The organism is Desulfobacter sp., assembly GCA_028768525.1.
GTDB lineage: Bacteria > Desulfobacterota > Desulfobacteria > Desulfobacterales > Desulfobacteraceae > Desulfobacter.
This window is the reverse complement of record CP054837.1, coordinates 2,265,001-2,288,470: the sequence shown is the minus strand read 5'-3', so window position 1 is coordinate 2,288,470 and position 23,470 is coordinate 2,265,001. Positions and strand designations below refer to the sequence as shown.

Here is a 23,470-nt window from a genome sequence, read left to right as displayed (position 1 = left end):
TGAATATTAAGATTTTAAACAGTTACCCCTTATTGGCCCCTGTGGGCAATTGTTCGATGATGCGGGAGAGCAGCCGGTCCATTTTGGGGACGGCCCGGGCAGCGGTGTCCACCACGGCTTCCAGGGTGGTGGGGACCGGGGCATCGGGATCGTTGATATTGGTGATCAGGGAGAGACCCAGAATCCGCATGCCGGCATGGACGCCGGCAATGGCTTCCATGATGGTGGAAAAGCCCACGGCATCTGCGCCGATGGTCTTCAGGTATCTTGTTTCCGCAGGGGTTTCCAGGCTGGGGCCGGTGAGCCCTGCATATATGCCCTGCTGCAGGGGGATCTCCAGGTCGGCCGCCGATGTTTCGGCCAGCCGGACAAGTTCCGGGTCATACACCTGGGTCATATCCGGGAACCGGATACCCCAGGCCGTTTCCTCCGCTCCCATCAGCGGATTTCGGCCGGTCAGGTTCATATGGTCCCGGATGAGCATGATATCCCCGGCACTGAAATTCAGGTTGATACCGCCGGCGGCATTGGAAATGATCAATACCGGCACCCCCAGTTCCTGGAGCAGCCGGACGGGGAAGGTGACTTCTTCTGCGCTGTATCCTTCGTAGAGGTGGCATCGGCCCTGGAACACAAGGATTTCCCTGCCCGCCAGCCTGCCGTGAACCAGGCATCCCCTGTGGCTTTCCACGGTGGACCTGGGAAAATGGGGCAGGGAACCATAGTCGAACCGGTTAAGGACTTCCAGGCCGTTGAGGGTGTCGGAGAGGCCCGTTCCGGTGATGAAACCGGCTGACAGCCGTGGGGAGATCAGTGATTTTAAATGGGTGGTGCATTGGATGACCTTTTGTCTGAATGATATCATGTACAGCTCCTTGAGTTATAGAATCGGCCGTGAATCTATCAAGTTTTGGAAATAAATGGAAGGGCCTGCCGCGCCGATCCGCCGTCCCTGCAGGCCTTCCTATGAACCGGAACCGGGATTGGCGGATAATCTATTGTCAGAAATTCGATTCGATAGTAGAATTAAATTTCCCAATATGTATACCATGTATCGTACCCAATTGACCGGGAATATGCCGTCCAGGAGAAGACCGGATGTTAGGAATTAAGTCAATTCGAGTTGCGGAATCTGCAATTATCATTCTGTTATGCTGTTTCCCGTTCCTTTTCCATGTCCATGCCGCTGGCCTCCTGGTGAAAGGGGATTATAAATATCCGCCGTATGAATTCCTGGATGAAAACGGGCAGCCGAGCGGTTTTAATGTGGATATTACCAGGGCCGTGGCCAGGGAAATGGGGATGGACATCCGGATTGTCCTTGGCCCCTGGAATCAAGTGAGGCAGGAGCTTGAATCCGGAAAAATAGATGCGCTCATGGGGATGTTCAATACCCCGGAGCGGGATAAAAAGGTAGATTTCTCGATTCCCCATTTTATCGCTTCCTATGCGGTGTTCGTGAGGGCGGGAAGCCCCATCAAGTCCCTTGACCAGGCCCGGGGGAAAACCATCCTTGTCCAGGAGGGGGATCTGGGACATGATTACATCCGTGAAAAACAACTGACCCCTGATATCGTTTCAAAGATAAATATCGGCGATGTGCTGTCGCTGCTGGCCGATGGCAAAGGGGATTGTGCCGTTGTCTCCAGGCTTCAGGGATTGATTCTGATCAAGGAAAAGCACATTAAAAACGTTGTGGCGGTGGGGGAGCCCATCATTCAGCGCAAATACTGCCTTGCCGTGAAAGAGGGCAATTCAAGCCTGCTGGCCAAGTTGAACGAGGGGTTGAGCCTCCTTAAAACATCGGGGGAATACGATCGGATTTACGAAAAGTGGTTCGGGGTCTACGAACAGCAGAATACAATAATAAGGGTTGCCCGGTACATTGCCTTTGTGGCCGGCCCCCTTCTTGTCCTGGCCGTTGGCTTTTTTATCTGGTCCAGGATGCTTAAAAAACAGGTGGCCCTGAAAACCGGTGAATTACGTCAGGCGCTGCAGCAGATCGACGATATCCTTATTTCCATGCCCACCGTGGTCATCAGCCTTGAACGAAACGGCCGGGTCCGCCATTGGAATCCGAAAGCCGAAGCCCGTACCGGAATCTCAAAGTCAGAGGCCGTGGGCCGCCGCATTGACGGGTTGACCACCCATCCGGTCATTACTAAGGACTGCGTCCGGGAGGTACTGGAAACAGGGACTCCTTTCAGGCAGTCCCGGGTATCATACAATACCGGTACGGAACTGCGTTTTGAAGATATCACCGTTTATGCCCTCTCCGAAAGGCAAGGCGTGGTCATCCATGCAGAGGATGTCACCGAGCAGGTCCGGATGGAAGAGATGATGATCCAGTCGGAGAAAATGATGTCCCTTGGGGGCATGGCCGCCGGCATTGCCCATGAAATTAATAATCCGCTGGCCGGCATGATCCAGACAGCGGAACTTCTCAATTCGATCCTGGTCAAAGATCTGGAAAAAGAGAGCCGTGACGGCTGGGAGGTCTCACAGATCCGGCAGTTTATGGCGGCCCAAAAAATTCCCAAGCTTTTGTCCAATATCAGAAGTGCCGGCCAGAAAGCCGCCACGATCGTCAGCAATATGCTCGCCTTTGCCGGTCAGGACAATGACCGGACGGTCCGGTGCCGGATCCCAGGCATTCTGGATGAGGCCATGAACCTGGCCAGGAGTACCCACCTTCCCCAGGCGGACGATAAAAAATGGGATATTGAATGTATTACATTCTATCGGGATGAAGGTATCCGGGTCTCCTGCGACCCCACCAAGATGCAGCAGGTGTTTTTGAACATCATTCAGAACAGCCTTTATGCCATGACGGCCTTTCGGGAGGAAAAGGGGGCGGGTTACCTCCCTTGCCTGAAATTGTCCGTGGCCCCGGGAACGTCTGGCCGATTCCTTGAAATTACCATCGAAGACAACGGCCCGGGAATGGACAAAGATATTGAGAAAAAGATTTTTGACCCCTTTTTCACCACAAAGCCCCCCGGGGTGGGAACGGGGCTGGGCCTGAGCATATCCTATTATATTGTGACGCGGGTCCACAAGGGGGAACTGAAGGTGGCCACCGCTCCCGGGCAGGGGGCCTGCTTTACAATCTGCCTGCCCATTGCGGCAGAATCCTGACACCCCTTTCCTTTGGCGGGTAATTGTAATATACCCTTGGCATGAGCCAGTTAAAATATTTTTATTCAGTGGGGCGGTCCGCCTCGGATCCGGTTCGGATTACAGAAATCAAGATTAAACGGTCCCGGTTTATATGTTCCTTGGCCTATGCCGAATCCATGGAAGCGGCAAAGGCTTTTATCACCTCTGTGGCCAAGGACAACCATACGGCCACCCATAACTGCTGGGCATATGTGGTGGGGGACAAAGGGCAGTTCTGCCATTCCTCCGATGCCGGAGAACCGGCGGGTACGGCGGGCAAACCCATGCTCAATACCCTGCAAAGCCATGGGATGACCTGCACGGCCGCCGTTGTCACCCGTTATTTCGGCGGGGTGAAACTGGGGGTGCGGGGGCTGATCGAGGCCTATGCCCAGTCCGTGGCCGCTGCCATAGACTCCGCGCCCCTGGTGAAGCTTGTTAAAACCGAGACCATCATGGTGGCGCTGCCCTACGGGATGAACGATACCTTTTTAAGCCGGATCAAAACATTTAAAGTCGAAGTCGCTCACACCGATTACGGCGAACAGGTTGACCACACCCTCTCCGTGGAGGCACAGGACCTGTCCGCGTTCAAAACCTTTTTAAATGAATACAAAAATCAGGGGCTGCTGAATTATATTCAGGAAAAATAGGTTGACAAGATGTTGCAATTCAGTATGATTAAAGCAAAATTAACTATACTGAATCGGCGGACATATGAAAACCAAACTGGGCCCTTTGCTCAGGGCAATTCGAAATTCCCGAAACCTGACCATCAAGGAAGTGGCAACCAAGGCAGGGGTCAGCTCAAGTCTCCTGTCCCAGATTGAACGGAACCGGATTTCCCCCTCCCTTGATACCCTGCTCCAGCTTCTTGAGGTCTACGGGGTGCCCCCCAATAAGTTCTTTAAAGATTACGAGACCATGACCCGGGTGGAGATTGTCAAAAAAGATCAGCGCAAAACCTATGAACGCAAGGGGTTCAAGTACGAAACCCTGTGCGGGGAAAGCCAGTCCAAGGGCAATTATTCTTTCAATGCCTTTTTTCTGGAACTGGCCCCGGGGCAGAAACGGGGAGATGCGGACGACGGGCACCTGGGCCGTGAACTGGGCATCGTCATCGCCGGTCAGGGCCAGTTGATTTACGGGGACGAAGCCTATGAGATCTGCGCCGGGGACACCCTCTCCTTTTTTTCCCAGATTCCCCATGTGATCAAGAACACCGGGGAGGAAAAATTCCAGGCCTATTGGATCGTCACCCCGGCGGACGGGGAGGATTATTTTGGAGAAAAGCCCGTCAAAAATGAATAACGGCCCTTTTTTATAGGAGTTACCATGGGAAAAACAATCGCAGAAAAAATTTTTGAGACCCACCTGGTTGACGAGCCCTTCGGGAATGTCAGCGTCCTGCGCCTGGACCGGGTGTTCTGCCACGAAATCACCACGCCCACGGCCATCCAGGACCTGGTGGCCCGGGGAAAGGACCGGGTCTTTGACCCGGATAAGATCAAGGCCGTCATCGACCATGTAACCCCGGCCAAGGATTCCAAGACCGCCATGCAGGGCAAGATCCTCAGGGACTGGGCCCGGCGGCATAATATCAGGGATTTCTTTGACATCGGCAACAACGGGGTCTGCCATGCCATTTTTCCGGAAAAGGGATTTGTCCGGCCCGGGTTCACCGTTATTATGGGCGATTCCCACACCTGCACCCACGGGGCCTTCGGCGCCTTTGCCGCCGGTGTGGGCACCACCGATCTGGAGGTGGGCATCCTCAAGGGGGTCTGTACATTTAAGAAACCGGACACCTTTAAAATTGAGGTAACCGGCCAGCTCCGGGACGGGGTCTATGCCAAGGACATCATCCTGGAGGTGATACGCAGGGTTACCGTGAACGGGGCCACCAATATGGTCATTGAGTTCACCGGTCCCGTGGTGGATGCCATGAACATGGATCAGCGCATGACCCTCTCCAACATGGCCGTTGAGGCCGGGGCGACTTCCGGGATCTGCCAGCCGGACATGACCACCGTGGAATACCTCTGGCCCTTTATAAAGGATGAGTTCGATTCCAAAGAAGCGGCCCTGGCCGAATACGCTGAATTCCGTTCCGACGGGGATGCCGTTTACGCTAAAGCCCTTACCGTGGATGTGAGCGACCTTGCCCCCCAGGTGACCTTCGGGTACAAGCCGGACAATGTGCGGCCGGTATCCGAAATGGCCGGCACCCCTGTGGATCAGGTTTATATCGGATCCTGCACCAATGGCCGCCTGGAGGACCTGAGGGTGGCGGCCGCCGTACTCAAGGGCAAAAAAATTTCCAGCAGGATCCGGGGGATTGTCTCTCCGGCCACTCCGGATATTTTTTCCGCAGCCCTGGAAGAGGGGATTATTAAAATTTTCATGGATGCCGGATTCTGCGTGACCAACCCCACCTGCGGGGCCTGTCTGGGCATGAGCAACGGGGTCCTGGCCGAGGGCGAGGTGGCCGCGGCCACCACCAACCGGAATTTCAACGGCCGTATGGGCAAGGGCGGTATGGTCCATCTCATGAGCCCCGCCACGGCGGCGGCAACAGCCATCGCCGGTGAAATTGCCAATTCCCGTCTGTTCGCGGATTGATTCACGGATTTAGGAGGAAATATGAAACGCTTTGAAGGAAAGATCCTCTGCCTGGACCGGGCAGATATCAACACCGATGAAATCATTCCGGCCAAATACCTGACGGAAATTGAGAAAACCGCAATGAAACCCCATCTCCTGGAAGATCTGAAGATGGAAGGATTTGACCCGGCCCTGGACCTGGACGGGGTGTCCGTTATTGTCACCCGGGAAAATTTCGGCTGCGGTTCGTCAAGGGAACACGCGCCCTGGGCACTGGAGGTCAACGGGATTTATGTGGTTATCGCACCCAGCTTTGCCCGGATTTTCCGGCAGAACATGTTCAACTGCGGAATGATGGCCATTGAACTGCCTGAAAAGGATATCAATGACCTCTTTTCCCTGTGCAAAAACGGGGAGGGGCAGTTGAAAGTGGATGTGGAAAAGGGCAAAATTTCGGCCGTTGCAGGGCCAGAAACCCTTGAATTCGGGTTCCGGATTTCGGAATTTGACAAAACCCTGGTGCAGACCGGGGGGTGGGTGGAATTCGCCGATAAAAATTATTGATCGTCTTTCCGCTGCCGGAGGCGGGGAAGGTAATGATTCTTTTCGGATCCTTTCCCCGCTTTTTATTCGTCTCTTTCCTATTTCTTTTTTCTTGACTTTCCCCGGGGTTTTGTGAAATTTTGTAAACAGTGTTCCTTTGATAAGTTGTCGTTTTTTTTATTGAAAGGAGGTCTTCGTGGGAAAATCAGTTGATCCGGCCCTGGTGTCTCGGTTTAAGAAAGAACAGATACTGGACCTGGCCGGCCGGTCCTTAACTTCGGTGGTGGCACACTTTGTTCTCTATCTTTTTATTGCCGTGATGACGCCCATGAAAAGCGATCATTTCCCGGTACTGGCGGGGTTTGGCGCGGCGATTTTTTTTCTGTCCGGTTTGCGCCTGGCGCTGGCTCGTAAGATCCCCCTTCTCTATGACAGGGCCCCGGAAAAATGGGGGGCGGTGCTTATTGCCATGAATGTCGGGTCGGGTCTGCTCTGGGGCGGGCTGAGCCTGGTCATGGCATTGTATTACCCCCTGGAGTGGCCTTGCTTTGTGACACTGGTCATCTGCTGCGGCCTGGCCGCCGGAGCCACCTCTTCCCTGGGGCCCCACCAGGCCTTGTCCAGGGCATTCACCATTACGGTTCTTTTGCCCATTACGGTCTGGGCCTTTTACATGGGGTCCTCTTTGGGGATGGGCATCGGCGCATTATTGGTCTTTTCCATGTTCATGTACATCCGCATGGCCGTTGACAACTATCTCTGGTACTGGCAGTCCCTGGCGGACAGCGAAAAAATTTCAAAGCATACCCGGACCATGGAGCGGGTGATTGAGGGGGTGAACGCCAATGCCGAGGAATTGAACCGGACATCCAAAAGCCTGAGCGACTCTTCCGGGGAGATGACCCGGAATGCCGGCATGATGGCCGACGGGCTCGGCCAGGCCGTCGAAATTGCTGAGCAGGTGAAGGGCAATTCCCATGAAATGGTGGCCCTGATGACCCAGGCCTCCAGCAATTTTTCAAATATTGCTTCCGCCAGTGAAGAGATGACCGCCACCATATCCGATATCTCAAGCAGCGCCGAAACCACCCGGGAGATCACGGCCAATGCCGTGGCCAGCACCGAGACGGCCATGGCCCGGATGGCCGGGCTGGAAGAATCCGCAACCGCCATCAATCAGATCACTGAATCCATCGGCGATATCTCAGAACAGATCAATCTTCTGGCCCTGAACGCCACCATTGAAGCGGCACGGGCAGGGGAGGCCGGTAAGGGGTTTGCCGTGGTGGCAACGGAAATCAAGGAACTTGCCGTTCAGACCTCGGGATCGGCCGGGGAGATCAGCAGCCAGGTTCGGGCCATCCAGGAGGCCACCCAAAAAGCCGCCGGGGTGATGGAAAAGGTTTCATCCATTGTGCGGGAGGCCGATGCAAAGGTGGAGGGGATTGCCAATGCCGTTGAGGAACAGTCCGCCGCCACCACGGAAGTTTCCCGGAATATCCAGGAAGCCTCCCAGGGATTTTCAGAGGCAGACCGGATGACCGGAGAAAATGACGAGGGCATGGTCCGGGTATCCAAGGAAATGGCCGACCTCGGGGAGCAGGCAGCGGCGGTAAAAACCGGCGCCGGCGAAGTGGACCGGAACGCCGATGCGCTCCGGCGTCTGGCAAAGGAGATGGTCTCGCTGGTGGACGGTGACGTGGGAATTCAGACCGCTTAGCGCCCACCGCTCCAGTGCAGCCGTGTCTTGAGCACCTTAAAATATGAGTCGTCCTCAAATGAGATCATCCGGACATTGTTCCGGCTCTTCTTTACGAAGATTTTATCCCGGGGGTCCATTGCAAATCCCTCCTGGCCGTCCAGGGTGAGGATCATGTCCTCGGGGCCGCCTTCCAGCCGGATCTCCACCCGGGTGAGGTCCGGAATGAGGAGCGGCCGGTTGGTCAGGGTAAAGGGGCAGATGGGGGTAAGGATGATGGAGGGGACGGCCGGATGGACAACCGGTCCCCCGGCTGCCAGGGAATAGGCCGTGGAACCGGTAGGGGTGGCCAGGATGAGGCCGTCGGCCCGGTAGGTGGTCAGATAGGTGTCGTCCAGGTAGACGGCGCAGGCCGTAAGCCTGGACAGGGCTGCTTTGTTGATTACCGCATCGTTGAGCACATCTTCGTCAATGATGATGTTACCCTCCCGGAACACCTTGATGTCCAGCCGGCTTCTTTCCCGGATAATATAATCTCCCCTGAAAATGGCCTCAATGGCTTCGTAGAGCCGGTCTTCAGTGATTTCGGCCAAAAATCCCACTTCTCCGAATTTAACACCCATCAGCGGGATGCCGCAGTTTTCAATGTACCGGGCAACACTTAAAAAGGTGCCGTCTCCCCCCAGAACGACAATGCAGATGAGGTCCCGGGGAATGGGGCGCTTTTCCGTTTCCTGGGTGTCGATGACCACACAATTGTCCCCCAGTTTACGGATCAGTTCTTTGGCCTTTTCCTGGGCATAGGCTTCATTTTTGATGACAATCCCGATACGCTTTTGAGTCACAAGTCCATCCTTATTGTTATTCCGTGGCCGCTCCAATGGCGCCTGTAATTTTAATGGTCTGCCGCCGCCCAGTTCTCCCCGGAGCCGAAGTTGACCTTCAGGGGAACTTTCAGCGGAGTGACATTCTCCATGACGTCCTTTGCCAGGGCGATGAGGGCGTCGGTTTCTTCCTGCGCGGCTTCAAAGATGATTTCGTCGTGGACGGAAAGCAGCATTTTTGATTTCATCCCTTCGTCGGCCAGGGCCTTTTCCATTTTTATCATGGCCAATTTGATAAGGTCGGCGGCACTGCCCTGGATGGGGGTGTTGACCGCGGCCCGCTCCGCAAAATTCCTCAGGTTGGCGTTGGAAGAGCGGATGTCATCCAGCCGCCGCTTCCGGCCGAAAAGGGTGGAGACCTCGCAGGTATCCTTTGCCGCCTTGACGGTGTCCTCGATGAAGGCCTTTACCCCGGAATAACGGCTGAAATAGTTGTCGATATAGGCGCCTGCCATTTTCCGTGTGATGCCCAGTTCGTTGGAAAGGCGGAAGGCGCTCATCCCGTATACAATGCCGAAGTTGATGGCCTTGGCCTGGCTGCGCAAATCGTCGGTGACCAGGCCGGGCAGGACCTGGAAGACCTCCAGGGCCGTACGGGTGTGGATGTCTTCGTCGTTATTAAAGGCCTCAATGAGGATGGTGTCGTCTGCACAGTGGGCCAGAAGGCGAAGCTCAATCTGGGAATAGTCCGCAGAGATCAGGGTGCAGCCCTGGGCCGGAATAAAGGCTTTCCGTATTTTTTTGCCTTCGGGCTTTCGGATGGGGATGTTCTGGAGGTTGGGGTTGGAACTGGAGAGCCTGCCCGTTACCGTGACGGTCTGGTTGAAAGAGGTGTGGATCCGGCCGGTCTCCGGGTGGATGAGCTGGGCCAGGGCATCCACATAGGTGGATTTGAGTTTGCCCAGTGTCCGGTATCTCAATATGCGTTCTGGCAGTTCATGGGTTTCGGCCAGCTTGGTCAGCACCTGGACATCGGTGGAATACCCGGTTTTTTTCTTGGTTTTCTTGACGGCCTTCAACTCCAATTTTTCAAAGAGGATGACGCCCAGCTGCTGGGATGAATTGATGTTGAATTCCTCGCCGGCCAGGCCGTAGATCTCCTTTTCCAGTTCTTTTAGTTCGGTCTCAAAGGTCTGGGACATCTGTGCCAGCTCCTGGGGATCCACCCCGATGCCTGACATCTCCATCCGGGCCAGCACTGAAATCAACGGCACCTCAATGGTTTCCATTAGGTCCATAAGGCCCTTGGCCGTGATTTCCTTTTTCAGTTCTTTGTATGCCATGAAGGTGATGTCCGCATCTTCTGCCGCATAATCGGCGGCCATATCCAGGGGCACCTCGTTGAACCCGATCTGGCTTTTCCCCTTTCCCGCCACCTCTTCATAGGAGATCATTTTATAGCCGAAAAGGTTCATGGCAATGCGGTCCAGGCTGTGGCCCCGGGTGCCGGGATTGAGCAGATGGGAGGCGATCATGGTGTCGAATACAATGCCCTTGAGTTCAATGCCGTACCGGGCCAGGACAATATAGTCGTACTTGATATTCTGTCCCACCTTTTTAATTTCCGGATTTTCCAGCAGGGGTTTAAAAATCCGTAAAATATCTTCTTTCTCCGGCATGGTGATATCCGAGGTCTGGGTATGGGCCACGGGAATATAGTATCCCGTATCATCCATATAAGAAAATGAGAGGCCCACCAGGTCCGCTTCCATGGCGGTTTTGGATGTGGTTTCCGTATCCACGGCGAAAAGCCCCTTGTTTTCAAGGACCGAGGCCAGTTTCTCCATCTCTGCCGTGGCGGTGATGAGCTTGTATACCTTTTTGGTTTTGTCGGCCTTGGCGGCAAATTCCGTGGCCAGATTCTTGAATTCAAAGGACTTGAAAAGTTCAAAGGCCCGCTGGGTGTCAAATTCCGTCAGTTTAAATTCGCTGATCTTTTTTTTCACCGCCACCTGCCGGTCAATGGCGGCCAGATCACGGCTTAGTTCCACAATCTCCCTGGATGCACTGAGGTTTTCATGGAGTTTTTTCTTTTTCTTCAGGCTGTCCAGGTTCTCATAGATCCCTTTGATGGAGCCGAACTGGGCCACCAGCTTGATGGCGGTTTTGGGCCCGACGCCCTTTACCCCGGGGATATTGTCCGCCGTGTCCCCGGCAAGGCCCAGGACATCAATGAACTGTTCGGGTTCAATGCCTTTCTCTTCCATGACGGCGGCCTTGTCCGTCACGGTGTCTTTCATGGGATCCCATAGGATGCAGTCATCAGAAATCAACTGGATGAAATCCTTGTCCCCGGTGACCATGACCACCCGGAATCCGTCTTCCTGGGCCAGCCGGGCGTATGTGCCCACAAGGTCGTCTGCCTCATATCCCTGTTTCTGGACAATGGGAATCTTCAGCGCCCGGGTGACCTCTTTTATATCCGGGATCTGCAGGGCCAGTTCTTCGGGCATGGGCGGGCGGTTGGCCTTGTATTCATCATACATTTTATGGCGGAAGGTGGGGCCTTTGACATCGAAAAATACAGCAGCGTACTTGGGCTGTTTCTCCTTAAGGAGTTTTAAAAGAATCCGGGTAAATCCAAAGGTGGCATTGGTGGGGTGGCCCTTGGATGTGGATAGGCTGCGAATGGCATGGAAGGCCCGGTAAAGAAAGGCGCTGCCGTCGATGAGGTAAATGGTTTTCTGGTCCGCCATGGAAATTCCTTAATTTTCAATATTGAATTATTCTTTAATTAGGGGCATATATACTATCTTTTTAAAGAAAGGAGAAGTATATTATGTCCGAAAATGCCGCCGGGATGGCTGCCAATGGGGCTGCTGATAAGGCCGCCGACAGAGCAAAGTCCAGAAAAGAAAGACGGAGACGTAAAAGGTCGCACACCTGCCACTGCTGCGGCGGGGAATTCATGTTTTGCTGGCAGTGCCGGTGCGGATTTTCCATCTGCCAGGCCTGCATGTATGAAAACCAGTGGGGGATGACCTGCAACGGCATTACCTGGGACTGCCCGGACTGCGGACAGCAGAACGGTTACGGCAACCAATAACCATTAGCCAATCATCTAAAAGGGGAAAAATATGGGCAAAAAGTTGAAAGTCGGTACGCTGATTTCGGGCGGAGGCACCAATCTCCAGGCCATCATCGACGCCTGCAGTGCAGGAAATATCGACGCCGAGATCCTTTTCACAGGCTCCGATGTCCCCGGTGTCCGGGGGCTGGAACGGGCGGAAAAGGCCGGTATTGATACCTTTGTGGTGGACTATGGCGAAATTATTTCTGCCTGCAGACAAAATGGGTGCGGCAATTGCCTGCCCGACGATTTCAGCCTGGATGAGATCACGGGCAAGCAGCGCCTTGTGGATCCCAAAAAAGATCCGGAAAAGGCTGCTTTCTTTTTAGAAAGCCGGGCCGTTGCAGAAAAGGCGCTGTTGGACAAGATCCTGGCCTATGATATGGATCTGCTTGTCCTGGCCGGATTTATGCGGGTGCTGACCCCTTATTTTATCGATCGGATCAATACAGAGTCCGGCAAACACCGGATCATGAATATCCATCCGGCACTGCTGCCTTCGTTTCCGGGGACGGACGGGTACGGGGATACGTTCAGGTACGGGTGCAAAATCGGCGGCTGTACCGTCCATTTTATCGATTACGGGGAAGACACCGGCCCCATCATCGGACAGAAGGCCTTTGAAATTCTGGATACCGATACCCTGGATGATGTGAAGAAAAAAGGCCTGGCCAGGGAATGGGAACTCTATCCCGCCTGTATTCAGAAATATGCAGAGTCGGTATAACCCAATCTTATGAACAGCGGGTGAAAACCGTCATTTTGTTTTAAATTCAAGGCGTGAAAAATTTTTAACCGGAGTCATACATCGAGTATGTCCAGGATTCAAAATTTTTTACAACGAAGAAGTTGGGACAAAAGGCCGGTTTTCAGATCATGGCAAAGAAGGAATCAGCCATTTTCAAAGCATCCAGATAAAAATCGGGAAGGGCCCGGACCAGTGAACTGTCTTTGGAGGACTGGAAGCGCTGGTGCTGCCAGTCGCCATGCTCAAAACTGATGATGAGCTCAAGGAGCTGACTGAATAGTTTATCCCTGCCCAAAAGGGCATCCTTGATCCGGTCGGAAAGGGAGATTCCGGAGAGAATATCCTCCATATGCATATCCATGATGGCATCCATGGCGGAGAAAAGTCCCAGGGTGAATAATTCATCCGGCGAGTACGGAGTGTTCAAAACGTTGGCGCACTGCTCGCACATCCTGGCCCGGATCACCGAGGATCTGACCAGTTCATTGGGTTTGCCCGGATTCAGGTCGGATACCACCACCACATTAATGAATTTTTTCAGTTCGTTCACCCCCATGAAGGTGATGGCGTCCCTGATGGTGTCAATGGGGGTGGGCCGGTTGAAATAGGCTGAGTTGATAAATTTCAGCAGCTTGAAAGAGACGGAGATGTCTTTTTTGATCAGGTTTTCGATGGCCTTCAGATCCGGATCACTCCGGACGGTTTCGCTGATGAGTTTGAGGTTGGTGATCTGGTTGGCTGAGAGTCCCTTTTTCGACAGGATTTCCGGCCTGGAGAAAAAATATCCCTGGAAGAGGCCGAACCCCATCTGTTTTGCCTGCTCAAATTCCTCATAGGTTTCCACTTTTTCAGCCAGAAGGTCAATGGGCCGCTTCCCGAGCACCGTCGAAAACACCGGCCCCAGGGTATCCAGTGGGGTTGCCATGATATCGAACTTGATCATATGGCAGAGATCAATCATTTCATCGAATCTTTGATCATAAACAAAATCATCCAGGGCAATGCGGAAGCCTTCCGCCCGGAATTTTTTCAGGGCCTGAATGACCTCGGGTTCCGGCTCAATATCTTCCAGCACCTCAATGATGATATGCTCTTTGGGAAATATCAGGGGGGTCTGCCTGACCAGCAGGTCCCGGGTGAAATTGATGAGTCCGGGCTTCCCGGCCAGGATGTTATCCAGCCCGAAGGAGAAAAAGGTGTTGGCCAGCACGCCGGAGGTTGCGGTGGTGCCGTCAATATCCGGGAATGCATTGTCCAGGCTGATTCTGAACAGAAGTTCATACCCGAAGATTTTTTTTTCGGCAGTAAAAACAGGCTGTCGGGCTACGAAAATCTCCATGGGGGTCAAGCTCCGGTGCTCGGTTAATGTTTATTTGATTCGGGATTAAATATTTCAGGATTTCAATACTATAATCCCATTAAATGGCGAAATCAAGAAAAACACGGAGACCGCTCCGGCAGGGACAGGCCCGGTGACCGGAGGGCAAGCCGCCGGCGGATGGGCTGCCGGCGGCTGCAGATAATGCTAGGAAATCAGTTTGAGCATCAGGGGCACCGCTGTCATGGTGCCGATGGTGGAGCCCAGGTTGGTGAAGATGACCACCAGAAGAATCCGGGTGACGTTGTTGCGCCAGAAGCCTTTCACCGTGGTGATGTCGGTGGGGATGGCCTCCAGGTCTTTGACCTTGGGTTTTCTGGAAAAGGCCTCCACCAGGCCCGAGACCCAGCCCGCCGCAATCATTGGATTCAGGGAGGTCAGGGGGGCGGCCACAATGGATGAGGCGATGGTATAGGGATGGGCCAGGGCGGCCAGGGCGCCGATGCCGGCAAATATGCCGTTGGCCATGATCCAGATCCAGATCATGTCCGTGCCGGCGTTTTTACCCTCCATCATGAAACCTGCGGCAAAGAGCAGGAGGATGAGGCCGGGGATTATCCATTTCAGGATTTTTCCCATGTTTCCCGGTGCAGGTATGGTGTTGAGTTCATCCACGTCGATGGGGGTCCGGTTTTCAATGTAGCGTTTGATCCCGGGCACATGGGCGGCGCCCACCACAGCCACAATCCTTTCCCCGGGTGCACTGCGGATATGGTCGGCCAGGAACTGGTCCCGTTCGTCGATGAGTGCCTTTTCAATGATGGGGTGTGCCTCCTTGACATCCGAGAGAAGGGACTGGAGAATGTCCTCCTGTTTCATCTTTTCAATGTCTTCTTCCTCTATTTCATCGGATTGGCCAAAGGAAAATACCATGGAAAAGATGAGCTTGAGTTTTTCCCAGAACCCCATGCCCCGCCATACCCGGGAGAGGGTGGTCTGAATTTCACGGTCGGCCGGGACAATGTCTGCGGACACCGCTTCTGCCGCAGCAATGGCATTGATCATTTCCTGGCCCGGCTTGATTCCGAATTTATCGGCTATTTTTTTCTGGAAAGAAGAGAGCAGCAGGTTCATGAAAAGCATCAGTGCTTTTTTTTCCTTGATGATTTTCACAATATCCATATTTCTCCACCGGTCCGCATCCCTTATGGTGGCCAGCCTGGTGTTGCACAGCTCGACGCAGACCGTATCCGGCGCCTGTTCTTCGATGGTCTCTTTGACCAGTTCTGCGCTGTGCCGGGAAACATGGGCCGTACCGATAAGGGTGATCTCCTTGCCGTCCCAGGTAAGGTTGTGGATATCGTTGCTGGGTGTCTTCTCTTCTGACATATGTAAACTGCCTCTACCGTTATTGGGTTAAGTTAAGATTGTGTATTATAATCACTTTATTATCCATGGCAATACCAAATTCTTGACCTGGCTGACCGGTTCTGGTATTCATCTTTTTTATGAAATCCATAGACGAACAGATACTGAGAACCACCAAGGAAATTGTTGTCAAATTCATTGAAATGGGCAGGCTGTCCCCCACCAATGTGCATGAGACGTTCAAGGACGTCCACGCCACCGTCAACGAAACCGTGAAAAAGAATGTCGACCCGCCGAACCATGACAAATCCATCCCTGCCGGCGCAAAACCCTGAGTCCGTTTTCGGAAAGGTAAAGGCCAGTGCCGGGAGGGGAGTGAAAAAAGGGTGGTTCGGCCTGATCTGGCTGCTGAAAATCCTGATCCCCATATCCTTTGCTACGACCCTGCTGGTTCATTTCAGGCTGCTTTACCATCTTGATTTTCTCCTGGAGCCTTTGATGTCGCTGATCCATCTGCCGGCATCGGCGGCCGTGGTGCTGGTCATCGGGTTGTTTACCGGGATTTACGGGACCGTTGCGGCATTGTCGGTGATGTCCTTTTCCATGGACCACATGATCCTGATAGCCGTATTTACCCTGATTTCACATAATATCATCCAGGAAAGCCTGGTACAGGCCAACTCAGGGCTGAATTTTTTTCTGGCGTCGGTATTCAGGATCGCCATGTCTTTTGGGGTGACCTTTATCTGCGGAAGGGTTCTGGGCGTTAATCCTGAAGTGGCGGGTGCGGCATCCCAGGCGGCAACCGCTGCTGCGGCCGGCCCTTTTATACCCATGCTGGCGGATTGGGCCCTGGGTACCGGCCGGCTGTGTATCCAGATTTTCTGTATTATTATGCCATTGATGGTGACAATGGAAATGGCCAAAACTTTCCAGGTGATCGAAGGGGTAACCCGGGTGGTGTCCCCGGTGGTCTCCCTCATGGGGCTGGACAGATCCTCGGGCATGCTTTGGATGACGGCGGCGGTGTTCGGGCTGGCCTATGGATCGGCAGTGATTGTTGAGGAGACCAAGACCGGTGCCTATGAAAAGTCCGCCCTGACAAGGCTCCATCTTTCCATCGGGGTCAACCATGCCATGATCGAAGATCCGGCACTTTTTTTGCCCCTGGGGCTCCCGGTGTTCTGGCTGTGGGTGCCCAGGCTCGCCGCCGCCTTTGCTGCGGCCTGGTTATATTGGGGGTTTTCCCTGCTCAGGAGGTATTATGCTCAGCGCACTGGCCATAAAAAATTTTGCAATCATTGAAGATCTCCGCATTGAGTTCAGCTCCGGCCTGTCTGTACTCACCGGGGAAACCGGGGCGGGAAAGTCCATTATTATTGAAGCCGTGAACCTGCTGCTGGGCTCCCGGGCCTCGGCGGACCTGGTCCGTACGGGGCGGGACAGTGCCGAACTTGAGGCCTGCTTTGACATTGCCGAGGATTCCCATGCGGCAAGGGTATTGGTCGAACAGGGAATGGATACAGAAGAGGGTCTCATCATCCGCCGGGTGATTTCAAGTACGGGAAAAAGCCGGGTGTATATCAACTCCCGCCAGTCCACATTGGATTTACTTCGCCAGGTGACCCTGAACCTTGCCGGGATTTCAAGCCAGCATGCCCACCAGGGCCTGCTCAAAGAGGAAAACCATCTGGATATCCTGGATGAATTTGCCGGTACCTGGGAGTTGCGCAGGGAGGTGGCCGGGCTGTTTCGCAAGATTGTTCCCCTGAAAAAAGAAATCCATCGGTTGAGAATACGCCAGGAGACTGCGGAAAAGGAACAGGCGCTTTTAAGATTCCAGGTGGAGGAAATAGAGGCGGCTAATATTCTGCCGGGTGAGGATGAGGAACTGGCCCAAAAAAGGGAGCAGCTTCAGAATGCCGGAAAAATTTTTGAGACCGTGAACGGAGCGGTTCACGAAATTTATGACAGGGAAGGGGCGCTGCTGGAACGGATCACCTCCCTTTCGGACAGATTCCGCCAATACAGCAGCGGCGATTCCCGTCTTCAGGAAATGGGAGAGCGGCTGAACGGGGTATCCTTTGAACTTCAGGATTTGATTTCCGATCTTCGCAGCTATACCGATACCATTGATCTGGATCCCGAATCGCTGGAAATGGTGGATCAGCGGCTGGACCTCATCGCAAGGCTCAAACGAAAATACGGGGGCAGCCTTGACGCCCTGTTCGATCAGTACAGGGAAATGGCGGGAGAGTTGCAGGAAAATCTGGGGCTGGGGAAAAAAATAAAAACCCTGGAAAAAGAATTAGAGGAAAATGAAACCTGGATCAGGCAAAAAGCCCGCGCCCTGTCCATGCGGCGGCAAAAAGAGGGCATTGTACTGGCCCGCCTGGCCCAGGCCGAACTGGGTGCCCTGGAGATGGGCCGGGCCCGGTTTGAGGTGGCATTTTCCACGGCAGAAACAACAAATCCGGGGGATATTGCCACCCGGGAAAATGAAAAAATTACGGCTGCGGGCATGGACCGGGTGGGCTTTCTGCTCAGTCCCAACCCGGGGGAGGCCGCCAAACCCCTGGCAAAGATTGCCTCGGGGGGAGAGCTGTCCCGTATCGTTCTCGCGCTGAAGGCGGTGCTTTCAAAGGGGCAGTCCCTGGAAACCCTGGTTTTTGACGAAGTGGATACCGGTATCGGTGGTGCCACCTCCGATAAAGTGGGGCTCAAGCTTAGAGAACTTGGCAATATTCATCAGGTGATCTGTATTACCCATCTGGCCCAGATCGCCAGGTACGGCGTACGCCAGTACAGGATTTTCAAGGAGGTGGTGGACGGACGTACCGCTACCTCCATCGTGCCTTTGGCCGCCGAGGAGGACCGGGTGGAGGAAATTGCCCGGATGATTGGCGGCGCCGATATCACTGATGCCACCCTGGCCCATGCCAGGGAGCTGCTTCACACGGCATCTGCTTGACAAAACAGCAAATGTGATTATATTAGTAAACTATTGTAAATTCGGCCCGGGTATGAAAATATACCTTTCCCGGGCCTGTATTATTTAAGGAGTTATAATGCCGATTTACGAGTTCAAGTGCACCAAGTGCGAAGAGTTTTTTGAAGTGATTGTAATGGGTTCCGACGATAAAGATGTCAATTGTCCCAAATGCAAGTCCACGGAATTTGAGCGGGTGGTCTCCGCCACCAATTATGCCATGGGCAGCTCCGGTTCCGCCGGTGGTGCCAAAGGGGTTCAGACCCAGGAACGGACCTGTTCTTCCGGATCGTGTAAAACCTACACCGTCCCGGGGGAAACACGGGGGTAATCATCCAGCACCTTTTCCGGTCCATGGGCCCCGCCCCATGGACTTTCTTTTCGGGATACTTTTTTCAAACAATCTGTTCGTAAAGGCGGCCGGCCTTGAGGAGGATATATGGAAGATACGGCAAAACTAATTATTGATGGGAAAGAAATCATTCTGCCTGTGTTTACGGGGTCAGAGGGCGAAAAGGCCATTGATATAAGGCGTCTCCGGCAGGAGACCGGCTGTATTACCTTTGATCCCGGATACGGAAACACCGGCGCATGCCGGTCCGCCATCACCTATATGAACGGGGAGCAGGGCATCCTCCGGTACCGGGGCATCCCCATTGAACAGCTGGCGGAGCATTCCACCTTTGTGGAAACGGCCTTTTTGCTCGTTACCGGAAAATTGCCCACCCGCAAGGAATTAACCCGGACCTCGGTTTACCTTAACGACTTTTCTCCCCTCCACGAGAACATGAAGTCATTTTACCGGAACTATCCGGCCCATTCCCATCCCATGGGGATTCTGGCGGCCATGGTCAATGCCATGAGAAGCTTTTATCCGGAACTGGTTGATCTGGATGAGGGAACGGAAATGGAGATGAACACCACATTTTTAAGGATCATTTCCAAAATCAGAACAATGGCGGCGATGGCCTACCGGATTTCAACGGGCCAGCGGGTAAATTACCCAAGGCCTGACCTCTGTTACTGCGCCAATTTTCTGAATATGATGTTCGACTCCCCGGTGGTGCCCTATCGGATTGACGATGATTTGGTCCGGGCCCTGAATGTGTTTTGGATTCTCCATGCCGACCATGAGCAAAATTGTTCCACCACGGCCGTTCGGGTGGTGGGCTCCAGCAAGGTCAACCTCTATGCGGCGATTTCCACCGGAATTTCAGCCTTGTGGGGACCGCTCCACGGCGGGGCCAACCAGGCCGTTATCCAGATGCTGCAGAGAATCGAGAAGGACGGGATGACCATTGAGGACTGTATTGCCAAAGCCAAGGACAAGAGCGACCCCTTCCGCCTCATGGGGTTCGGCCACAGGGTCTATAAAACCTATGATCCCAGGGCCAAAATCATGAAGAAAATGTGCGACATCGTCCTGTCCAAGATTCGTCGGAACGATCCTTTGCTGGACATTGCCCGGAAGCTGGAAGAAGTCGCCCTTGAAGATTCCTATTTTAAGGAAAAGAACCTCTACCCCAATGTGGATTTTTATTCCGGTATCGTGCTCAGGGCCATGGGCATCCCCACAGAAATGTTTCCGGTGATGTTTGCCATCGGCCGCCTTCCCGGATGGATTGCTCAGTGGAAAGAAGATACGGAGGATCCTGAGATGAAAATTTCCAGGCCCAGACAGATTTACACCGGCAAGACGGTAAAGGATTACATCCCCATTGGCCAAAGAAAAAACGGATCTGATATCTGTTGACACCCTAAGAGAATAGATAAAAATATTATGGTTGAAATTATCGCACACCGCGGGGCCAGAAGCCTGGCCCCGGAAAATACCCTGGCAGCAGCCAGGTTGGGGCATGAATTTGGGGCTCACCGATGGGAGACGGATGTCAACCTGACCAAAGACGGCCACCTTGTTCTTTTCCATGACGCCACCTTGACCCGATGCACCAACGCTGCGGAAAAACTGGGTTACGATCCTGAACATCCTGAAGAGACATTCTGGCCGGGAGGCCGCATCGATCGTCTGGATGCCCATACCCTGAATGACCTTGAACTATTGGAGGCCGGTTCTCATCTTGAGCGGACGGATCCCTTTGGCACCCGGGACCAGATCAGCCCTGAGGATCTGGCCGCTTTCAGGGATGAAAAAGTGCCGACCCTGTATGACGGTCTGATATTAACCAAAAACCTGGATTGGCAGATTAATATTGAACTTAAAGACCACGGCAATGAACCGGAGCCTTATTTTATCGCGTCCCGGACCCTGGCTGATCTTGCCAGGGCGGGTTTTGATCCGGGCCGGGTGGTCGTTTCTTCCTTTAACCACCAGTGGCTCAGGTGGGTGAGAGATCGGGCGCCCGAGATTGAGATTCAGGCGCTGGTGGGACGGGATCGTGATATGTTCCTGGATTTTTCAGATCCGGTGTTTACCAATGATGAATTTCAGGTTCTCAACATCAAGGGGAAACTGATCACCATCGACGAGCTAAAGCGGATCAGAGCGCGGGGAAAGCGGGTCAATCTTTTTACCGTCAATGATCCCCATGATTATATGCGGTTTGTCAATGCAGGTGCTGACGGCATTATCACTGATTTTCCCCAGCGGTTTATCCGTTAAAAAAAGATTGGAATTCCAGGATTACGGTTTCCATATCCTTTCTATCCACATCCAGATGGGTAACAAGGCGCAGATGTGGATCCCGGTCAATTAAAATGTCCCTGGCTGCCATGTGGTCGGCCAGGGCATTGAACACGGCCCCGGTCTCCACAAAGAGAATATTGGTCTGTACATCATCCGGCTGAATATTGAGGGCATCTATTTTTGATAGGCCCCGGGCCAGAAACCGTGCATTTTCATGGTCTTCGGCCAGGCGTCCCACATGGTGCTCCAGGGCATAGATGCCTGCAGCTGCCAGAATACCGGCCTGGCGCATGCCGCCGCCCAGCATTTTCCGCCACCGCCTGGCCTGGCTAATAAATTCATTGGAACCGCAGAGCACTGAACCTACAGGGGCCCCCAGTCCCTTGGACAGGCAGCAGGAGAGTGAATCAAAATGCTGGGCAATTTCCTTGACTTCAACATTTAATTGTACGGCGGCGTTAAAAACCCGGGCGCCGTCCAGGTGTAGCTCTAATTCCCTGTCATCGGTAAACTTTCGAGCTGCTTTGAGATAATGAAGGGGCAATACTTTTCCGCCCTGGGTATTTTCAAGGCAGAGCAGCCGGGTTTTTGCAAAGTGAAAGTCATCGGGCTTGATGAAGTTTTCCACCCGGTCAAGGTCCAGGGTGCCGTCGGCTTCAAACTCCAGGGGCTGCGGCTGGATACTGCCCAGGACAGCGGCGCCGCCCCCCTCGTACCGGTAAGTGTGGGCAGTCTGCCCCACAATGTATTCATCCCCCCTCCGGCAGTGGGTCATCAGGGCCAGGAGGTTGGACTGGGTGCCGGAACTGCAGAACAAGGCTGCCTCCTTGCCGGTGACTGCTGCAGCTTTTTTCTCCAGCAGGTTAATTGTTGGATCTTCTCCATATACATCATCCCCAACCGGGGCCTGGATCATGGCCTCCTTCATTTCCGGGGTGGGGCGGGTGACGGTATCGCTTCTCAGATCAATGGGCATTGCAGTTCCTCAAATTGTGTGATCTCCGGTTAATATTGGGGGCCTGTTCAAATGGGGCCGATAAAAAACATGGGCCGGTGTTCTTTTTGTCCCTTAAATGAAAATAGTGCCATGCAGGGCAAACCCTGTTTCATGTGTGACACATATCATGGTCATGCCTTTCCGGGCCAGTGCTTTTATGACCGTGAGTGTTCCGGGGAAACGGGCAAATTCTGTAAAAACCTTGTTCATGGTCCTGGGAACGGCATATGATTTTCCCTTTGGGTGTATCACCATTGTCTATGATTGTGTGGGTTGATATTTTTTTTGTTTCTGCCTAATTTCTTGTTTTTAATAGGGTTTTGTTCCTTTTTCTAAACGAGGAATGGGGGGCGGTTAAGAAAAAAAGAAAAAATATGAAAATAATCGTTGACATCAAAAACGGTTTAGTGCATTATTCGCAAGCCTTCACGGGGCAGCCCCTCATCGGCTGAACCGGGAAGGGTTTTTTTTGATCTTTGAAAATTGGTCAGTGAAGCAAGAATGAGCGGGTCACAAAACGACTCTGCCGGTAAAATTGAACGGCGGAGATGACCTTAAAGTTTTAGTAAAAGGATTATAACTGGAGAGTTTGATCCTGGCTCAGAATGAACGCTGGCGGCGTGCTTAACACATGCAAGTCGAACGAGAAAGGGATTGCTTGCAATCCTGAGTAGAGTGGCGCACGGGTGAGTAACACGTAGATAATCTGCCTTCAAGCCCGGGATAACTAATCGAAAGGTTAGCTAATACCGGATAAAGTCGGTTGGCATAAGTCAATTGATGAAAGATGGCCTATCCTTGGAAGCAATTGTTTGGAGATGAGTCTGCGTACCATTAGTTTGTTGGTGGGGTAACGGCCTACCAAGACCACGATGGTTAGCTGGTCTGAGAGGATGATCAGCCACACTGGAACTGGAACACGGTCCAGACTCCTACGGGAGGCAGCAGTGAGGAATTTTGCGCAATGGGGGAAACCCTGACGCAGCAACGCCGCGTGAGTGAAGAAGGCCTTTGGGTCGTAAAGCTCTGTCAACAAGGAAGAAATTAACTGTAATTAATAGTTACAGTTATTGACGGTACTTGTGGAGGAAGCGCCGGCTAACTCCGTGCCAGCAGCCGCGGTAACACGGGGGGCGCAAGCGTTATTCGGAATTATTGGGCGTAAAGGGCGCGCAGGCGGTCTTGTCAGTCAGGTGTGAAAGCCCGGGGCTCAACCCTGGAAGTGCACTTGAAACAGCAAGACTTGAATACGGGAGAGGAGAGAGGAATTCCTGGTGTAGAGGTGAAATTCGTAGATATCAGGAGGAACACCGATGGCGAAGGCATCTCTCTGGACCGATATTGACGCTGAGGCGCGAAGGCGTGGGTAGCGAACGGGATTAGATACCCCGGTAGTCCACGCAGTAAACGTTGTACACTCGGTGTACCGGGCATTAAAGCCTGGTGT

At 53.3% G+C, this 23,470-nt stretch carries 20 protein-coding genes and 1 rRNA gene (1 of these 21 cut by a window edge); 15 read left to right on the top strand and 6 right to left on the bottom strand.

Going from position 1 to position 23,470, the window contains the following annotated elements:
• Positions 1-22: 22 nt before the first annotated feature.
• Positions 23-865, bottom strand: a complete 843-nt coding sequence (locus HUN04_10475; GenBank protein WDP90106.1) for a purine-nucleoside phosphorylase — start codon at positions 863-865, stop codon at positions 23-25.
• 233 nt (positions 866-1,098) lie between these two features.
• Between HUN04_10475 and HUN04_10470 the strand changes: the two genes are divergently transcribed.
• The 6 genes from HUN04_10470 to HUN04_10445 all read left to right on the top strand — a co-directional run bounded on the left by HUN04_10470 (position 1,099) and on the right by HUN04_10445 (position 8,026).
• Entirely contained in the window at positions 1,099-3,138 is a 2,040-nt protein-coding gene (locus HUN04_10470; protein ID WDP90105.1) for a transporter substrate-binding domain-containing protein, read from the top strand.
• Positions 3,139-3,179: 41 nt separating this feature from the next.
• On the top strand, positions 3,180-3,812 hold the full coding sequence (locus HUN04_10465; protein ID WDP90104.1) for a YigZ family protein: 633 nt from the start codon (positions 3,180-3,182) through the stop codon (positions 3,810-3,812).
• Between the two features lie 64 nt (positions 3,813-3,876).
• Complete coding sequence (locus HUN04_10460; GenBank protein ID WDP90103.1) at positions 3,877-4,470, top strand: helix-turn-helix transcriptional regulator; 594 nt, start codon at positions 3,877-3,879, stop codon at positions 4,468-4,470.
• 24 nt (positions 4,471-4,494) lie between these two features.
• Entirely contained in the window at positions 4,495-5,781 is a 1,287-nt protein-coding gene (locus HUN04_10455) for a 3-isopropylmalate dehydratase large subunit (protein WDP90102.1), read from the top strand.
• 21 nt (positions 5,782-5,802) lie between these two features.
• The gene (gene leuD / locus HUN04_10450) at positions 5,803-6,327 is read left to right on the top strand and encodes a 3-isopropylmalate dehydratase small subunit (protein ID WDP90101.1); all 525 of its coding nucleotides are present in this window, start codon (positions 5,803-5,805) and stop codon (positions 6,325-6,327) included.
• 175 nt (positions 6,328-6,502) lie between these two features.
• The gene (locus HUN04_10445) at positions 6,503-8,026 is read left to right on the top strand and encodes a hypothetical protein (GenBank protein WDP90100.1); all 1,524 of its coding nucleotides are present in this window, start codon (positions 6,503-6,505) and stop codon (positions 8,024-8,026) included.
• On the opposite strand, the gene HUN04_10440 is transcribed toward HUN04_10445, so the two are convergent.
• Together HUN04_10440 and polA are read right to left on the bottom strand one after the other, a co-directional pair.
• Positions 8,023-8,850 carry an NAD(+)/NADH kinase gene (locus HUN04_10440; protein WDP90099.1) on the bottom strand — a complete coding sequence of 276 codons (828 nt, stop codon included), beginning with the start codon at positions 8,848-8,850 and terminating at the stop codon, positions 8,023-8,025. The genes HUN04_10445 and HUN04_10440 overlap by 4 nt on opposite strands.
• A gap of 50 nt (positions 8,851-8,900) precedes the next feature.
• Complete coding sequence (polA, locus tag HUN04_10435) at positions 8,901-11,585, bottom strand: DNA polymerase I (GenBank protein WDP90098.1); 2,685 nt, start codon at positions 11,583-11,585, stop codon at positions 8,901-8,903.
• Positions 11,586-11,689: 104 nt separating this feature from the next.
• Here polA and HUN04_10430 point away from each other — a divergent pair, with 104 nt between their 5' ends.
• Positions 11,690-11,935, top strand: coding sequence for a hypothetical protein (locus tag HUN04_10430; protein WDP93244.1), 246 nt, complete (start codon positions 11,690-11,692; stop codon positions 11,933-11,935).
• A 31-nt stretch (positions 11,936-11,966) separates the two neighbouring features.
• Positions 11,967-12,686: a phosphoribosylglycinamide formyltransferase gene (gene purN, locus HUN04_10425; GenBank protein ID WDP90097.1), complete on the top strand. Its 720-nt coding sequence runs from the start codon at positions 11,967-11,969 to the stop codon at positions 12,684-12,686.
• A 142-nt stretch (positions 12,687-12,828) separates the two neighbouring features.
• Here purN and HUN04_10420 read toward each other — a convergent pair whose 3' ends face one another.
• Positions 12,829-14,046: an HDOD domain-containing protein gene (locus HUN04_10420; protein ID WDP90096.1), complete on the bottom strand. Its 1,218-nt coding sequence runs from the start codon at positions 14,044-14,046 to the stop codon at positions 12,829-12,831.
• Positions 14,047-14,232: 186 nt separating this feature from the next.
• On the bottom strand, positions 14,233-15,414 hold the full coding sequence (locus HUN04_10415; GenBank protein WDP90095.1) for a TraB/GumN family protein: 1,182 nt from the start codon (positions 15,412-15,414) through the stop codon (positions 14,233-14,235).
• Positions 15,415-15,533: 119 nt separating this feature from the next.
• Here HUN04_10415 and HUN04_10410 point away from each other — a divergent pair, with 119 nt between their 5' ends.
• The 6 genes from HUN04_10410 to HUN04_10385 all read left to right on the top strand — a co-directional run bounded on the left by HUN04_10410 (position 15,534) and on the right by HUN04_10385 (position 21,002).
• Positions 15,534-15,728, top strand: a complete 195-nt coding sequence (locus HUN04_10410; protein ID WDP90094.1) for a conjugal transfer protein TraB — start codon at positions 15,534-15,536, stop codon at positions 15,726-15,728.
• Positions 15,694-16,698 carry an iron transporter gene (locus HUN04_10405; GenBank protein ID WDP90093.1) on the top strand — a complete coding sequence of 335 codons (1,005 nt, stop codon included), beginning with the start codon at positions 15,694-15,696 and terminating at the stop codon, positions 16,696-16,698. Before HUN04_10410 ends, HUN04_10405 begins: the two co-directional genes overlap by 35 nt.
• Entirely contained in the window at positions 16,658-18,364 is a 1,707-nt protein-coding gene (recN, locus tag HUN04_10400) for a DNA repair protein RecN (GenBank protein ID WDP90092.1), read from the top strand. The genes HUN04_10405 and recN overlap by 41 nt, the downstream gene beginning before the upstream one ends.
• A 97-nt stretch (positions 18,365-18,461) precedes the next feature.
• Positions 18,462-18,713 (top strand): zinc ribbon domain-containing protein, encoded by a 252-nt coding sequence (locus HUN04_10395; GenBank protein WDP90091.1) that lies wholly within the window; start codon positions 18,462-18,464, stop codon positions 18,711-18,713.
• A gap of 108 nt (positions 18,714-18,821) precedes the next feature.
• Positions 18,822-20,135, top strand: a complete 1,314-nt coding sequence (locus tag HUN04_10390; GenBank protein ID WDP90090.1) for a citrate synthase — start codon at positions 18,822-18,824, stop codon at positions 20,133-20,135.
• 27 nt (positions 20,136-20,162) lie between these two features.
• On the top strand, positions 20,163-21,002 hold the full coding sequence (locus HUN04_10385) for a hypothetical protein (GenBank protein ID WDP90089.1): 840 nt from the start codon (positions 20,163-20,165) through the stop codon (positions 21,000-21,002).
• Here the strand turns inward: HUN04_10385 and ltaE are convergent.
• A complete protein-coding gene (ltaE, locus tag HUN04_10380) occupies positions 20,992-22,002 on the bottom strand; it encodes a low-specificity L-threonine aldolase (protein WDP90088.1) in 1,011 nt (336 codons plus the stop codon). The two genes, HUN04_10385 and ltaE, sit on opposite strands and share 11 nt — an antisense overlap.
• 598 nt (positions 22,003-22,600) lie before the next feature.
• Here ltaE and HUN04_10375 point away from each other — a divergent pair.
• Positions 22,601-23,470: ribosomal RNA gene (locus HUN04_10375) — 16S ribosomal RNA — on the top strand; it runs 690 nt beyond the window's last position.